Below are 15,570 nucleotides of genomic sequence, written 5' to 3' on the forward strand. Positions count from 1 at the left end.
GAACTTTATATGAGAAAACTGGTGTAATTATTTTAACTAACTTCCCACAATTAAATTTTTCTGCTTGTCATATTTACTATTTGCATTTTATCTTGTTCTTTTTTGCTGGCTTATTACACGAATACGATTTATTAAAGAATCCAAGCTAGAAAACCGTATTCTTATAGCTTTATTTTTAATAAGGGTTTTTGCAGGATTGGTAAACGGATATATCAGTCTGTTTTATTATTCCGTTTCCGATAGCAGGTTTTTTCAATTGCAGGGTATAGACGAATATCATCTCCTCTTCCAAAACCCAATGGAGTATTTCACGAACATTTTTCACAATAATCATAGTATCGGATACGGTAATTTTTTAGAAAGCACCAATTCGTACTGGAATGATACAAGGAGTAACCTGATTGTAAAATTGCTTTCTTTATTTAATATTTTCAGCCGAACGAATTTTTTTATCAACTCTCTTTTTTACAACTTTTTGATCTTTATTGGTAATGTCGGGTTATATCGTGTTTTTATAAAAGAATTTCCGTCCCGAAAACTAGTTTTAATTGGATGTATTTTTTTACTGCCGTCAACTATTTATTATAGTAGTAGTATCCATCGCGACGGCCTAATTTATTTATGCCTTTCCATGGCTATTTATTATTTATATTTTATGATGAAGAATAGGAAATATTCATTCAAAAATATTTTTCTTTGCCTGGTTTATTTGGGGCTTGTACTCCTTTTGCGAAATTTTGTGTTGATAACATTAGTGCCCGCGATAATAGCATGGATCCTCACCGAATACAGGCCCAAATATTCACTGGCGATATTCTTAGGTATATATCTTTTTAGCAGCATTCTGTTTTTTTGCACCTCGTATTTACCTCCTGCTTATAATTTGCCTGCTCATGTTTCGAGTCGCCAGTTGGATTTTATCGAGATAGCCAAGAATGGTGCATCCGCAATAAATATCAATCCGTTATATCCCAATTTCAGAAGTTTTTTAAATAATATTCCACAAGCAATTAATCATAGTTTAATGAGACCCTATCTAACCGAACACAATAATTTTTTATATATTCCTTCGGGATTAGAAATATTAATTTATGAGATACTTTTTTTGCTATTCACTATCTTCCGAAAAAAAAATATAGCGGTCACGCCGTTCATTTACTTTTCAGTCTTTTTTTCCTGTACTATGTTTCTTGTAATAGGATATACAATTCCCATAGTAGGTGCTATAGTCAGGTACAGAAGTGTATACCTGCCCTTTCTGATCATTCCATTAGTATGCTACACAGATTGGAAAAGACTTAAAGAAATATTTCATATTAAAACATAATGGTATGTTTGTTTTTTATCCACAGTTGTGGAAAATTTAACCACATTTGCAAAAAAATCTTTGTTTATCTAACGTATAACTCGTTTTTTTGCTATCTAAATTTAAAAAAATGCAATCTTTAAGACTAAATGCTCTTTACACATTAATTTCTAATTCGGGAGTGGAAAATGCTCCCAAGTCAAAAAAAATAACGGGAATTTTCGGCGAGAATGTTTTTACGCTACAAAAGGCACGGGAATTTCTAAGTGATGATGCTTATAAAAGCCTTAAATCTTCTATTAAAAGCCAAAATAGGATAGATCGCAATATGGGTGACCAGATTGCTTCCGGGTTAAAAGCCTGGGCCGAGACCAAAGGAGTAACTCACTTTACACACTGGTTTCAACCGCTAACCGGCGCGACCGCTGAAAAACATGACTCCTTTTTTACCCTGAAAAGCGATGGTACTGCACTTGAAGAATTTGATGGCGATGCTTTAATTCAGCAAGAGCCAGATGCTTCTTCTTTCCCAAGTGGAGGAATACGCACAACTTTTGAAGCACGCGGTTACACTGCATGGGATCCATCATCTCCTCCATTTATTATAGAAATAGGTCAGGGCAAAACATTATGTATACCTACCATTTTTGTTTCCTATACCGGCGAATCACTTGATGCTAAAACTCCGCTTTTAAAAGCCCTTGTAGCTCTTGATAAAGCGGCAATTGATGTATGCCAGTACTTCGATAAGAATGTAACTGCTGTAACGCCCACGCTTGGATGGGAACAGGAATATTTTGTAATAGATGCTGGTCTTGCCAATGCCAGGCCTGATATTGTAATGACAGGCCGTACCGTTTTTGGGCACGCTCCTGCCAAAGGACAGCAATTGGAAGATCATTATTTTGGATCTATCCCTGAAAGGGTTTATGCATTTATGAGAGATTACGAAGAAGAAGCTTATAAATTGGGTATTCCACTACGTACAAGGCATAATGAGGTGGCGCCTTCTCAGTTTGAGTGCGCCCCAATTTTTGAGGAAGTGAATCTTGCAGTGGATCATAACACATTGTTGATGGATGTTATGACTCGTGTTGCAAAAAGACATAACCTGATGGTTTTGTTGCATGAGAAACCTTTTGCCGGAATTAATGGAAGTGGTAAACATAATAACTGGAGTATGGCGACCAATACCGGTGTAAATCTTTTGTCGCCCGGTAAAACACCAAAGACGAACTTAATGTTCCTTACATTTTTTGTAAACACTATTAAAGCCGTTCATGACAACGCAGATCTTTTAAGAGCTTCTATTGCTTCTGCAGGTAACGACCACAGGTTGGGAGCTAATGAAGCACCCCCTGCCATCATTTCCATATTCATCGGAAAATACTTAACTGATGTACTTACCCAGATTGAAAAAAGAGTCGGCGACAAATTCGATGAACAGGATGAAGCTATATTGAAACTTGATATACATAAAAGCATTCCGGAACTATTATTGGATAACACCGATAGAAACCGGACCTCACCTTTTGCTTTTACGGGTAATAAATTTGAATTTAGAGCAGTAGGTTCTGCCACCAACTGCGCACAACCAATGACTGTTTTAAATACTATATTAGGAGAAACACTTGCCCAGTTTAAAGTAGACGTTGATGCGCTTATTGATAGTGGTGAAAAGAAAGAAGTTGCGATTATGCAAATAATTCAGAAATATATTGTCGAAAGCAAATCTGTTTTGTTTGAAGGTAACAACTACAGTGACGAGTGGGAAAAAGAAGCTGAAAAAAGAGGTTTGCCCAATGTAAAGACAACACCTCTTGCTTTGGATGCTTTTGTGACAGACAAAGCTAAAAAGCTATTTGAACATCATAATATTTACACACACAGCGAACTCGAAGCAAGGCATGAAATTATGCTTGAGAATTATGTGAAGAAAGTTCAAATCGAGGCAAGAGTTATAGGAGATTTAGCCAGCACCTATATACTTCCGGCTGCCATAAAATATCAAAATGTTTTAATACAGAACATCCAGGGCTTAAAAAATGTTGGGATGGATGAAAGCTCATATGCTAATCAAAAGCACATCGCTACTAATATATCCAACCATATTTCCAATATCAGCTCAAGTGTGGAAGCAATGATAGGGGCAAGAAAAACTGCCAATAAAATTGAAGATACCCGTGATAGAGCCATTGCTTATTGCGATACGGTGAAAATTCATTTTGATAAAATAAGGTATCATGTAGATAAACTGGAACTCCTGGTAGACGATGAATATTGGGAACTACCGAAATATCGCGAGATGCTCTTCTTAAGATAAAATATTTTCGGATTATTTGATTAAAACCCTGTCTTGTACAGGGTTTTTAATTTTTATAACTATTTAAACCCGCTTAAAAAGGAATCGTCTATATTTTGCGAACAAAAAATCATGAAAAAAATATTGGCGATTATTTTTATTGCTGGTTCATTTGCCGTTAAGACAAATGGCCAAATACGGAGGCTAACCGATTCAACACAAAATGTTGTGTCTAATTCAAGCAAAAGCGCTGAGAAGCATGAAACAATGAACAGCCTTAATTTAACCAAACAACAAATGAACCAGCTTAGAGAATTTCGCCGTTATATGAAGCAACGAATAGATTCGATTAATACTGATCCATCGCTCAATGACGGACAAAAACAAAGCCAATTGAAGGATTTGCGCAGGGAACAAAAAGAAAAATTGATTAGCATATTAACACCAGGACAAATGGAAAAATTAAGAGAAGAAAGAAAACAATTGCGGATGCAGCAGGACAAACAAAATCAAACTGGTAATTGAACATTGGTACTGGCAACCCATCCAAAAAAATAAAAACCCCTATATAATAGGGGGTCTTTTATTTTTGGCTCACTTTATTATACTACAGTTTTTTCATGCATATTCACATCATTTCTAAAGACCACGGTTCCGTCAAAAACATCCACCAATACAGGATGCGATTTGTCAATAGTTCCGCTCAGTAACTTTTTACTCAATTGATTAATAATCTGCTTTTGTATAAGGCGCTTTAAAGGCCTTGCTCCAAACTGGGGATCGAATCCATTTTCTGCAAGATAGTCCAGTGCATATTCGCTAAATTCCAATACAACGCCATTCTTCAAAAGCTGGTCTTTAAGATCATGCAATTGAATCCTTATGATGTCTTTAATTTCACCTTTCAATAAAGGCTGGAACATTATTATTTCGTCGATCCGGTTTAAAAATTCGGGCCGGATGGTTTGCCGCAATAACTCCAGCACTTCTCGCCGGGTTTGTTCGACGACCTTTTCTTTGTTTTCTTCTGTTACATTATCAAAGTTAGCTTGTATAATATGGCTGCCCATATTGCTTGTCATTATGATGATGGTATTTTTAAAATTCACCACTCTTCCTTTATTATCTGTCAGTCTTCCATCATCTAATACCTGCAACAAAATATTAAATACATCGGGATGAGCTTTTTCAATCTCATCCAGTAATATCACGCTATAAGGTTTGCGTCTAACCGCTTCCGTTAGCTGTCCTCCCTCATCATAACCAACATACCCCGGAGGCGCACCAACCAATCTACTTACGGAATGCTTTTCCTGGTATTCACTCATGTCAATTCTCGTCATCATACTATCATCATCAAAAAGATATTCAGCCAACGCCTTTGCCAATTCAGTTTTACCCACACCAGTTGTACCAAGAAATATAAAAGAGCCCAAAGGCTTTTTCGGATCGTGTAAACCCGCGCTGCTCCGGCGTATGGCATCTGCGACGGCTTCTATCGCTTCATCCTGCCCAATTACTCTTTTGTGCAATTCGTCTTCGAGATTCAATAATTTATCTTTCTCACTCTGCATCATTTTACTTACAGGTATGCCCGTAGCCTTTGCAACACTTTCTGCAATATCTTCAGCATCTACCTCTTCTTTTAATAATCTCTTTTCGCTTATTTCATCAAGCTGAGCGGTATAATCTGCTATCACTTTTTCCTGGTCCTGTAATTTACCATACCTTATCTCCGCTACTTTTCCATAATCGCCTTCACGTTCCGCTTTTTCAGCGGCCATTTTAAGTCTTTCAATTTCTGCTTTGGCATTTTGAACTTTTTCGACAATTTCTTTTTCCTGTTGCCATTTAGCTTTGAACGTATCACGCTGCACAGAGAGATTAGAAATTTCCGTATTAAGTTCTTTTAATTTAGCGGCATCTTTTTCTCGCTTAATTGCTTCTCTTTCTATCTCCAGTTGCCTTATAGCTCTTTCCAATTTATCCAGATCTTCAGGCATTGAATTCATTTCAAGCCGCAATTTCGCAGCGCTTTCATCTATCAGGTCAATCGCCTTATCTGGTAAAAAACGATCGGTAATATAACGATGTGATAACTCTACTGCTGCGATGATAGCTTCATCTTTAATTCGCACATGATGATGGGTTTCATACTTATCTTTTATTCCCCGCAATATTGAAATGGCATCCTCAACACTTGGTTCATCAACCAATACTTTTTGAAATCTTCTTTCAAGTGCCTTATCCTTTTCGAAGAATTTTTGATATTCATTTAATGTAGTTGCACCTATTGCTCTTAACTCTCCGCGAGCCAAAGCAGGCTTCAAAATATTAGCTGCATCCATAGCACCTTCGCCAGCCCCTGCACCAACTAACGTATGTATTTCATCAATAAATAAAACGATCTCGCCGTTGCTATCCCCTACTTCTTTAATTACTGATTTTAATCTTTCTTCAAATTCTCCTTTATACTTTGCACCCGCAATTAACAGGCCCATATCCAGGGCAAAAATTATTTTAGATTTTAAATTTTCAGGAACATCGCCATTGACAATTCGATGAGCTAAACCTTCTGCTATAGCCGTTTTACCAACGCCAGGCTCACCAACCAATATGGGATTATTTTTTGTTCTTCTCGATAGAATATGTAAGGTTCTTCTTATTTCTTCATCTCTGCCGATAACAGGGTCAAGTTTGTTACTCCTCGCTAATTCATTCAAATTTTTAGCATACTTGTTCAAAGCATTAAATTGTGTTTCCGATGTTTGAGAAGATACCGTTGACCCTTTTTTCAATTCTTTAATTGCTGCTGTTAAACTCTTTTCGGTAAGGCCTGCATCCTTTAAAATCTTCGCTGCGTTGTCGTTACCCTGAACGATAGCCAACAATAAGTGTTCAACACTCACAAACTCATCATTAAATGTTTTTAATGTATTGGAAGCACGCAGTAACACATTGTTTAAATCCCTGCTTATGACCTGTGCAGGTTCGCCATCGCTCATTTTAGGAAGTTTATGCAAACTCTCGTCAACTTTGCTTTCAACAAAATTTACATTGATGTTATTTTTTTTAAGTAGATATTCAACCGGACTATCTTCATCCGTAAGCAATGCCTTTAGCAAATGCTCCGTTTCAATATTTGGATTCTTTTCATTGAAGGCCAATTGTTGCGCCTTCTGAAAAATCTCCTGTGACTTTATAGTTAAATTGTTTGGGTTCATAATACAAATCTTTATTTAAATTTAAACCAGAGCCGCAAATATTAATCCAATAAAAATGAAAGATATATTGTCTCAAAATCCTGTATGGTTCTGCCGCAAATGCAGTCTTATTGGCTCTTTCCTGTTATTATTTCAGTTCACTTTTGCCCAGCAACATAATTTTACCGCTGTAGATAATTGGCTTAAAGATAACATCAACCAATTAGGTGGAAGGGCGGTCCTCGTAATTTTAAAAGATGGAAAGATCATATATGAAAAGGCCGAAAATGATCTTTCACCCAAACAGAGAATGATTGTAAAATTTATTGCAAAAAGACAAGGCAAAGATCCTCAACAACTTTTGAATAATTACGATTTTACTACCAGGGCAGCAATTGCAAGTTGCAGTAAATGGTTAAGCGCCGCCTTGGTAATGACTTTTGTGGATGAGGGCAAATTACACCTAAACGATACCATTGGAAAATTTTTACCGGTAATGACGGCCCATAAAAAAGGTAATATAACAATTTGGGAATGCCTTTCGCACACCACGGCAGTAAATGGTGGCAATCTTAAAGAATCCAGGGGTTTAATTGACCAGGCTTCGTCGATGAACGAAATAATGGAAGAAATTGCTGAGAAGCCAATGGAGGGACAACCAGGAAAAGTTTTTCATTACAGTAGCATTGGTTTACAAATAGCCGCCGCCGTTATAGAAAAGATAAGTGGCAAAGATTTTAAAACATTGTTTCAAGAAAGGATTGCGATACCATGTGGTATGAAAAATACTGACTTTGGTAACGCCAACATTCCGCTGGCAGCCGGAGGAGCATATAGCACGCCGGAAGACTATATTCATTTTCTCCAGATGATATTGCAAAATGGACATTACAAAGGGAAACAAATTCTATCGAAAGAGTCTATAATAAAAATGCAAGAAAATTATGTCAAAGATGCAAAAGTTGCTTATTCTCCTGCCGAAGCGGGCAACTGGGGATATGGTCTTGGAGAATGGGTAATGGATGATGCTATTGGCAGATCGAATGCAGTTACAAGTCCCGGCTTATTTGGCAGTTTTCCATGGGTTGACAATGAAAGACAATATGCTGGTTTTCTTTTTGTTTTTAATCTGAAAAACAAAGGACGCGGGAAAATTTATAAAGAATTAAAATCGATTGTGGATAAGCAGATAGACGAAAATTAATTATCGTAATACACGCCCGAAAAAAAGAGAAGTACATTTGTTGCCTGTTATGGCGGTGAAAGAACAGCATACTATATTTATTAAAACGGCGGCAAAATCCCTGGGTTTTGACTATTGCGGAATTGCCAAAGCGGAAAAATTAGATGATGACGCCAGAAGGCTTGAAAACTGGCTAAGCAAAGGCTTCCAGGGCGGCATGACTTACATGAACAATTATTTTGATCTTAGAATTGATCCCACAAAATTAGTTCCGGGCGCCAAATCGGTAATTACCTTGTTGCTTAATTATTACCCGGCCCAAAAACAAAATGGAGAAGCTCCACAAGTTTCGAAATATGCCTATGGAAAAGATTATCATGAAGTAATTAGAGAAAAATTGAAAACGTTTTTACAACTGATAAAAGATACTATCGGTGAGGTACATGGGAGAGGATTTACAGACAGTGCCCCTGTTCTTGAGCGAACCTGGGCACAAAAAAGCGGGCTTGGCTGGGTTGGGAAAAACGGGAACCTGATTACAAAAACAAATGGTTCATTTTTTTTTATAGCTACATTAATAACCGATTTAGATCTGGAACCGGATTATCCATTTATTAAAGATTATTGTGGCACCTGCACGAAATGTATTGATAGCTGCCCCACAGATGCCATACTGCCGGATAAAGTTATCGATGGCAGTAAGTGCATCTCTTATTTTACTATCGAATTAAAAGACTTGTTGATTCCTGGTGATATGAAAGGAAAATTCGAAAACAACCTTTTCGGTTGCGACATCTGCCAGGATGTATGTCCATGGAACCGTTTTTCAACGCCAACCACTGAAACTGCGTTTACTCCTTTGCGTGAGATATTAAACTTCAGTAAGAAGGACTGGGAAGAAATCACGGAGGAGACTTTCAAAATAATTTTTAAAGATTCGCCGCTAAATAGAGCAAAATACCAGGGAATAAAAAGGAATTTAAATTTTCTTTCTTCTGATTAATAAAATTAAAAATCTACTCCCAATTTTAAAACAATTCTTCCATTCCCATATTTATAACTACTGTAGTCAACGCCATCAGCAGGACCGGTGGTTCTAATTTTAAGATTTAGCTCCTTGTAGCTATAGCCAATGCTAAGAAGAAAAGAATTGTTTTTATCAAATTTAATTTTAGTGCCAACTCCAAGCCCCGTAAAAACACCGCCGGTAAAATGGTAAGTGTTATAATAATAAATGTCCCTACCAGGCTTGTTTTTAGCGTTGAAATTATATCCCAAATCACCGTAGATAAAACCGCTTTTCTTTTTTCCAAAATCTACCTGTTGATCAAAAAATAAAGGGTACGAATTAAATTGATAGTAATCGACTCCAAAACCAATCCCGGAAAAATAACTTTTATAGGCTATTCCATTTATGGTTTGTAACATCAAATCGGTGCCATTCTCTCCAATCAATAATCCGGCAGAATTAATTGAATGAAATTCGATTTTTTTGTCCTGGGCTTTCACACACAAACACCATGTTACTGCCAGCAGAAAAAGTATAGTTGTTTTATATCGCATAAGCGGTCAGGTTAGTTCGTTATATTCAGTTTACTCACCAAATGAATATTACTTGCATCGGAATAACTATATTGATATAATCCGTCTTTCGCTACAACAATAGCAATCTTATTCCATGCGATAGCGTCGAAAGCTTCCAATCCCGGAAATTGCTTTATTAATTGCAAGTTCAGCACGTTAGTAGCGTTATAAATTTTAAGGCCGTCTGTTCCATCACAAATAAATAAGAGACTGCCATCTTTCGTTAAGCCAAGCGGGCCGGTTAGATTATATGTTTTTACCAATTCAGCATCCGTTAAATTATTCAACTTTATCACATCAAGTTGATTGTTATAACCAAGACAGGTAGTACCAGAATGAAGAGTCACATAAGCGTAGCTATCATCAGCAATAACAGGATCGCAGGAGCGTGCATGAGTAAATTCGCCGGCCTTTGCAGGGTTAGAGGGAGAAGCATTGATATCATATATATACATACCGTTATTCGAGCCAACGAATAACTTATTCTTAAAGGGATAAATAGTCTCCACGTTCCAGCCGATCTGAATTTTATTTGAAAATAACGGATCATTGCTGTTGGCAATATTGAAAACACTTAAATCTGAATATCCTACAGTATAAAGATAGTTACCTACCAATGCAAACCTCGCCATCGAGCCACCCTGGCCTATGGCAGAGGAAGGACTATTCTTAGCACTCTGTCCTGAAGAAGAAGTAAACAAAGCGCCGGGAACATTATAGAATATTCCACTAACACCACAATCCTGCGTAACGGTTGTATCTTTTTTGATCCAGTCAACAATTACCTTTGAAGAATCCGCATAAAATCCATTGCTGTAAATTCTATCTGGAAAAACGCCTTCGGTATATTTCTTCACACCTACATGTAATGGATCAGAGATATCAAGCGTAACGAGATCGGTATATAAATCTGCATAAAGTGTGTTTCCCTTTACAGCCAAATCTTCATTTCCCGGAATATTAATAAAGGCAATGTTTTGGGGTGCCCAAGGATTACTATTATCAATAATGTGGATGCCCTTATCAACCTCATTTAAAAAAATATAGTTTCCCAATAAAACAATTTTACCAGGTTGTTGAATTGCCTCGGCCTGGTTGCTTTTAATGTTAGCCCGCACCTCGGCTGTTGTTTTATATACGGGAAGCCACATCCTATACGAAAAAGTGTGTTTGCAGGTATCTTTCACGCAACCGCTAAAAACAATTGTTACTAATAAAGCAACAAATGGTATAGAAATAAAGGATAAATATTTTTTCATGACGAAAGATTTTTGATTGTTGACCACGTTCCAGCAAAAACCGTTGCATTCCGAAATTATTTTCCAAAAATTATTTGCGTAAATAAACCAGTAAATACCAAATGCTTTTTGTTGTATAGTCCCTGGTTGGCAATTTGAGTTGCATCATAATACAAGTAAGGACCAATCAAAATTGGATTTTTCTGTTTTGAAAATAAAGTGAATAAAAAGGCGGTATTGAATCCGATTTGAGTTTTATTGAATAAAGAATTGTCCTTATAATAATACCCGGTTGATGAATTAAGTTGTAACGCATTACTGCTGATTAATTGAGACATTGTAATACCCGCCTGCCACGATAATGGCAAATGTTTTCCGTTCCCAACCTGGAATTTTAGCGACAAAGGGACCTCGATGAAATTAAAATGGTTTACATATTTATTGGATGGTGTTCGTGCATAATATGTACCCGCCGAATCATATAATTTTAAAGAAGTACTAAAGGATTTAAAATTTATTCCCGACACGAATTTTATCTTTCTTGAAATATTTTTTTCCGCTGATACACCGGTTATAAACCCAAAGCCAGCCTTTGTTCCAGACGATGAGAATGCTTGTCTCGGTTGTCCTGTCGAATTCAGGGCACCAGGATCATAAAGAACAGGAGCAGCGTTGAGCGATAGAAAATCTTTTCCTGCACCGGAAATTCCTGCAACAAATAATGCCCCAAACTTCCATTTATTTTTATCGGAATTTTTTACGGTTTCGTTGTTAGTTTGATGTGGTTTAGATGTGTCTTGTAGTTTCGTTATTTCATCCAAAACAACCTTTTTTGGGAGCGTATCAACTGTTACTTTTTCATCTTTTTTAATTAACGAACCCGGTACCACATTTTCGATTTCAGTTTGATCTTGTGATGATTCCGCGGACGATGATCCCATTACAATTTTACCTGGCATTTCATTGTTCATTTTTTTACTACCTGGAAATGTCGTTGCGCTATTATCATCGGAATTTAATGATTCTTTTGCCCTTGAATTATTAAAAAGTGTTTGTTGCTTTGTATTTCCTTTTTCTTCATCTTTTGCAGCATCATTATTTTTTTTAATTGTCGTTGGGGAAACTGCGTTCATTTGTTGTTGAACAATTTTATTTTCTTTTATTGTTGGCGACGTCTTGCTATTTTTCTCCAACGTGTTTTTTGTAGAATTCCTATTTTCCAAAAAGATTTTCTTTTCCCCATTCCACAACCAATAACTCCCCGCCAAGAGAGCACAGATGCAAGTAAACAAAACAATCAATCCCCATCTGCGGCCTTTCTTTTTCCCTATCTGTAATTCAATTTTTTTCCAAACAGCCTCCGACGGCTGAATCTGCAATTCATCCATCTTTTGTTGAACCTGTTTTTCAAATTTATTTTCTTCCATATTTTTCCGGTTGTTCTTTTAATGAAAACTTGTCAATCCAATCAATCAATAAAGCTCTTGCCCGGGCATATTGCGATCTTGATGTGCCATCACTAATGCCGAGCATAGACGCAATTTCAACATGAGAAAATCCTTCCACGGCGTGAAGATTAAAAATCGTTTGAAAGCCGGTGGGCAATTGGCGTATCAATTCAGACAATTCCTTCGTTTGCAGATCAACTACAGGATCGTTTGTAGACACAGGGTGCAAGGGCATTTCGCTGAATGAAAGATCGTATTGATATTTCTTGCTGGTTTTTAAAAAATTTAATGCGGTGTTCACCATAATTCTTCTTATCCACCCGCCTAACTCACCTTCGAACTTATAGCTATGCAAGTGTTTGAAGACTTTTATAAAACCATCCTGTAAAACATCTTCGGCATCAGCAATACTTTTGGTATACCTGAAACATATACCCAGCATGGTAGGGGCAAAATGTTCATACAATTGCCTTTGCGCATCCGGGATGCATTTTATACAATCTGCTACCAGCTTTTTATAATCCATATACGTATTACAGCATGTTGACAACAAGCTTTTGAATATCGTTGCATCCAATAAATTTTTTATTCAAAATCGGGAAACCCCCGATTAACTAACTTTGAATCAAAGACAAACTTATTAAGATGAATTTGAGTGAAAAAGATTTTGATTTGATATGGCATCCATACACACATCAAAAAAATCGTCCCCGTTCTATCCCAATTATAAAAGGGAGAAAAACATTGTTGTACGATGAGAAGGGAAAGACCTACATTGATGCAATAAGCAGTTGGTGGGTGACTATTCACGGGCATGGCAATAAATACATTGCAAAAAAACTGCACAAACAAGCGAGGAAATTAGAACAGGTAATATTTGCGGGCTTCACCCACGAACCCGCGGTTAAACTTGCGGACAAAATCCTGAAAATATTACCGGGCAATTTTTCAAAAATATTTTATAGTGATAATGGATCAACTGCAACGGAAGTTGCTATAAAAATGTCGCTGCAATACTGGATGAATAAAGGTGAAGGAAACCGGAATAAAATTCTTGCATTTCATCATTCGTACCATGGCGACACATTTGGTGCCATGAGTATTAGCGAAAGAGGAACATTTACTTTGGCCTTCAGAGACAAATTATTTGAAGTAATTTTTATTGATACGCCTGATGGTAACAGCATACAACAACTGCAGCAGGAAGTTGAAAAGTATAAAAATGAAATTGCCTGTTTTATCTATGAACCTTTGTTGCAGGGCGCAGGTGGAATGAGAATGTATGACGCAAAGCATTTGGATGAACTTTTGTCTTTTATGAAAAATGAAAATATCATTTGCATAGCGGATGAAGTGCTCACCGGATTTTACAGAACAGGAAGTTTATTTGCCGGAAATTATATGCAGCAAAAAGCTGACATTATTTGCTTAAGCAAAGCGCTTACCGGTGGAACCATGGCAATGGGAATTACAGCGTGTACGCAAAATATTTATGATGCATTTGTAAGTGATGATAAAATGAAAACTTTCTTTCACGGGCATTCATTTACGGCAAACCCACTCGCCTGTACTGCTGCGCTGGCTAGCCTTAGGCTACTTGAAAAGAAAAAGTATTTGGCAGAAATTGAAGAGATTGTAAATCAGCAAAAGAATTTTCTGACAGAAATGCAGTTATTTGGAGAAAAAAATATTATTAAAAATTTGCGCCATTTAGGAACTATTTGCGCATTCGAGATTGTTACAAATGACCAGGATAACTACCTGCATAATATAAGCACGGCATTTACCGACCATTGCATGAAAAACGGGGTTTACCTGCGGGCACTGGGGAACACGATTTATATAATGCCCCCTTATTGTATCACTAAAAAAGAATTGAAAAAAGTCTATAGCACGGTGGAAAGTTTCCTGCAATCAATAATGAACAAAGATTAATTAACCTTTTTTCTCAGCCGCTTTTTTTAGATTTTCCAAAGCTGCCTCGTAATGAGGTCCTATAATTTTATCCAGAAAAATACCTCCTAATTTTTTCCAGGGGTACCATCCCAATTCAATATCTACATTCCAGGTAAGCTGCGTTTGTCCTTTATTGTTAGATACTAAAATAAACCGGTATATTTTTGAATTTCGATCATCCCCAAGCAACCGGATATTTATATTTTGCAGTGAAGACTTTGATAACACCATGACTATCCTTTTCCCATTTTCATTGGTGAGGGTAACAGAAGAAGTATCATTTTTTTGCGATAGATCAACATTGATATTTTGATTTTGAAACGCCGGGTACCAGTTTTTCCAGTTGTTAAAATCAGCTATCTCTGCAGCTACTACACTTTGATTTGCATCGATATTGATCCATCTTGAAACCGTAATTTTCGACGGGAGAAAAAAGGTAATTAACCAAAGGAATCCAATAAGGATACATATTCCAATAAGAAAGAATTTTGCCTTTCGCATTCGGTTAGTTGATGTTTATTCCCATTTAAATACTTTTACGGCAACTGCGTAGGTTATAATGCCCCAAAGCAGCAGTATCCCAATTTCCCATTTCACGTCCCAGAGGCCTTTCCCTTCAAAAGCAACTTCCCTGAGCGCCGTATTAAGATGAGTTAGCGGCATCATCCTCGCAATCCACTGCAGCCATACCGGGAAAACACTTATAGAAAAAAAGGTTCCACCTATCAGAAACTGCGGTAGCGTAATAAGATTCGCAAAAGGCGGAATGGTGCTATCATTTTTTGCAAGGCCACTCACGATAAACCCAAATCCCATAAACACAACAAGCCCTATAAAACTAAGGACCATCATGTCAAAAAATGTTTTAAAGCCATGAACCAAAGTGAAATGGAATGCATAATAACCCAAAAGAATAATTACAACAGCCGTGAGCAATTGGAAAATAACGCGGCTGAACATTTCACCTAGTACGATGTAAGTCTTGCTAATTGGAGTTGCAAAAAATCTTTTTAACACTAATGTATTTCTCAAATTAAAAAACATGAACGCCACACCGAAAACTCCTGAGGCAAGTAAAGAAAACCCAAGCTGGCCGGGAAGAATAAAGTCAATGGTCCTGTATTGTCTTACCACCGTTCGATCCCTGGTTGGATCAAAATCAAAATTGGCATAAGCAGGCCTGTCTTTGTAAATATGATTACTCAGGTTATTGATAATACTCTCTACAAGTGTTTTAAACTGAGGCCATTTATCATCGCTGGAATTAAATGTTTTAAGTGTAAAATTATAAGGAGGATTTCCGGAAACGCTTTTTTGAATATTTATAATTCCCGCCAGTTTTCCCTTTAC

Annotated in this window: 12 protein-coding genes; 5 read left to right on the forward strand and 7 right to left on the reverse strand. The window is 36.9% G+C overall.

Annotated elements, in window-relative coordinates; translation table 11 throughout:
* Window positions 1-1,436 precede the first annotated feature (1,436 nt).
* Both ACO1O5_RS18345 and ACO1O5_RS18350 read left to right on the forward strand, forming a co-directional pair.
* Window positions 1,437-3,629 carry a glutamine synthetase III family protein gene (locus ACO1O5_RS18345; protein ID WP_486272818.1) on the forward strand — a complete coding sequence of 731 codons (2,193 nt, stop codon included), beginning with the start codon at window positions 1,437-1,439 and terminating at the stop codon, window positions 3,627-3,629.
* 111 nt (window positions 3,630-3,740) lie between these two features.
* A complete protein-coding gene (locus ACO1O5_RS18350) occupies window positions 3,741-4,133 on the forward strand; it encodes a hypothetical protein (RefSeq protein ID WP_486272820.1) in 393 nt (130 codons plus the stop codon).
* 77 nt (window positions 4,134-4,210) lie between these two features.
* Here ACO1O5_RS18350 and clpB read toward each other — a convergent pair whose 3' ends face one another.
* Window positions 4,211-6,832, reverse strand: a complete 2,622-nt coding sequence (gene clpB / locus ACO1O5_RS18355) for an ATP-dependent chaperone ClpB (RefSeq protein ID WP_486272822.1) — start codon at window positions 6,830-6,832, stop codon at window positions 4,211-4,213.
* 55 nt (window positions 6,833-6,887) lie between these two features.
* Here clpB and ACO1O5_RS18360 point away from each other — a divergent pair, with 55 nt between their 5' ends.
* Both ACO1O5_RS18360 and queG read left to right on the forward strand, forming a co-directional pair.
* A complete protein-coding gene (locus tag ACO1O5_RS18360) occupies window positions 6,888-8,015 on the forward strand; it encodes a serine hydrolase domain-containing protein (protein ID WP_486272824.1) in 1,128 nt (375 codons plus the stop codon).
* Window positions 8,016-8,064: 49 nt separating this feature from the next.
* Window positions 8,065-8,997, forward strand: a complete 933-nt coding sequence (gene queG / locus ACO1O5_RS18365; protein ID WP_486272825.1) for a tRNA epoxyqueuosine(34) reductase QueG — start codon at window positions 8,065-8,067, stop codon at window positions 8,995-8,997.
* Between the two features lie 5 nt (window positions 8,998-9,002).
* On the opposite strand, the gene ACO1O5_RS18370 is transcribed toward queG, so the two are convergent.
* Genes ACO1O5_RS18370 through ACO1O5_RS18385 form a run of 4 tightly spaced genes read right to left on the reverse strand, consistent with a single transcriptional unit; the run spans window position 9,003 to window position 12,790 of the window.
* The gene (locus ACO1O5_RS18370; RefSeq protein ID WP_486272826.1) at window positions 9,003-9,557 is read right to left on the reverse strand and encodes a hypothetical protein; all 555 of its coding nucleotides are present in this window, start codon (window positions 9,555-9,557) and stop codon (window positions 9,003-9,005) included.
* An 11-nt stretch (window positions 9,558-9,568) separates the two neighbouring features.
* A complete protein-coding gene (locus ACO1O5_RS18375; protein ID WP_486272828.1) occupies window positions 9,569-10,837 on the reverse strand; it encodes an LVIVD repeat-containing protein in 1,269 nt (422 codons plus the stop codon).
* 56 nt (window positions 10,838-10,893) lie between these two features.
* On the reverse strand, window positions 10,894-12,243 hold the full coding sequence (locus ACO1O5_RS18380) for a porin family protein (RefSeq protein WP_486272830.1): 1,350 nt from the start codon (window positions 12,241-12,243) through the stop codon (window positions 10,894-10,896).
* Entirely contained in the window at window positions 12,230-12,790 is a 561-nt protein-coding gene (locus tag ACO1O5_RS18385) for an RNA polymerase sigma factor (RefSeq protein WP_486272832.1), read from the reverse strand. Before ACO1O5_RS18385 ends, ACO1O5_RS18380 begins: the two co-directional genes overlap by 14 nt.
* Window positions 12,791-12,909: 119 nt before the next feature.
* Between ACO1O5_RS18385 and bioA the strand changes: the two genes are divergently transcribed.
* Window positions 12,910-14,199 carry an adenosylmethionine--8-amino-7-oxononanoate transaminase gene (bioA, locus tag ACO1O5_RS18390; protein ID WP_486272834.1) on the forward strand — a complete coding sequence of 430 codons (1,290 nt, stop codon included), beginning with the start codon at window positions 12,910-12,912 and terminating at the stop codon, window positions 14,197-14,199.
* On the opposite strand, the gene ACO1O5_RS18395 is transcribed toward bioA, so the two are convergent.
* Both ACO1O5_RS18395 and ACO1O5_RS18400 read right to left on the reverse strand, forming a co-directional pair.
* The gene (locus tag ACO1O5_RS18395) at window positions 14,200-14,721 is read right to left on the reverse strand and encodes an SRPBCC family protein (protein ID WP_486272836.1); all 522 of its coding nucleotides are present in this window, start codon (window positions 14,719-14,721) and stop codon (window positions 14,200-14,202) included. It abuts the gene before it with no gap.
* 15 nt (window positions 14,722-14,736) lie between these two features.
* Window positions 14,737-15,570, reverse strand: an 834-nt coding sequence (locus ACO1O5_RS18400; protein ID WP_486272838.1) for an ABC transporter permease, incomplete at its 5' end; no start/stop codon positions are given.

This window comes from Ginsengibacter sp. (assembly GCF_057362405.1).

Bases quoted from the DNA above. Each gene is read 5' to 3' on its own strand.
- queG (WP_486272825.1), top strand. From the start codon at position 8,065: ATGGCGGTGAAAGAACAGCATACTATATTTATTAAAACGGCGGCAAAA.
- ACO1O5_RS18380 (WP_486272830.1), bottom strand. From the start codon at position 12,243: ATGGAAGAAAATAAATTTGAAAAACAGGTTCAACAAAAGATGGATGAA.
- ACO1O5_RS18345 (WP_486272818.1), top strand. From the start codon at position 1,437: ATGCAATCTTTAAGACTAAATGCTCTTTACACATTAATTTCTAATTCG.
- ACO1O5_RS18350 (WP_486272820.1), top strand. From the start codon at position 3,741: ATGAAAAAAATATTGGCGATTATTTTTATTGCTGGTTCATTTGCCGTT.
- ACO1O5_RS18360 (WP_486272824.1), top strand. From the start codon at position 6,888: ATGAAAGATATATTGTCTCAAAATCCTGTATGGTTCTGCCGCAAATGC.
- bioA (WP_486272834.1), top strand. From the start codon at position 12,910: ATGAATTTGAGTGAAAAAGATTTTGATTTGATATGGCATCCATACACA.
- ACO1O5_RS18370 (WP_486272826.1), bottom strand. From the start codon at position 9,557: ATGCGATATAAAACAACTATACTTTTTCTGCTGGCAGTAACATGGTGT.
- ACO1O5_RS18395 (WP_486272836.1), bottom strand. From the start codon at position 14,721: ATGCGAAAGGCAAAATTCTTTCTTATTGGAATATGTATCCTTATTGGA.
- ACO1O5_RS18385 (WP_486272832.1), bottom strand. From the start codon at position 12,790: ATGGATTATAAAAAGCTGGTAGCAGATTGTATAAAATGCATCCCGGAT.
- ACO1O5_RS18375 (WP_486272828.1), bottom strand. From the start codon at position 10,837: ATGAAAAAATATTTATCCTTTATTTCTATACCATTTGTTGCTTTATTA.
- clpB (WP_486272822.1), bottom strand. From the start codon at position 6,832: ATGAACCCAAACAATTTAACTATAAAGTCACAGGAGATTTTTCAGAAG.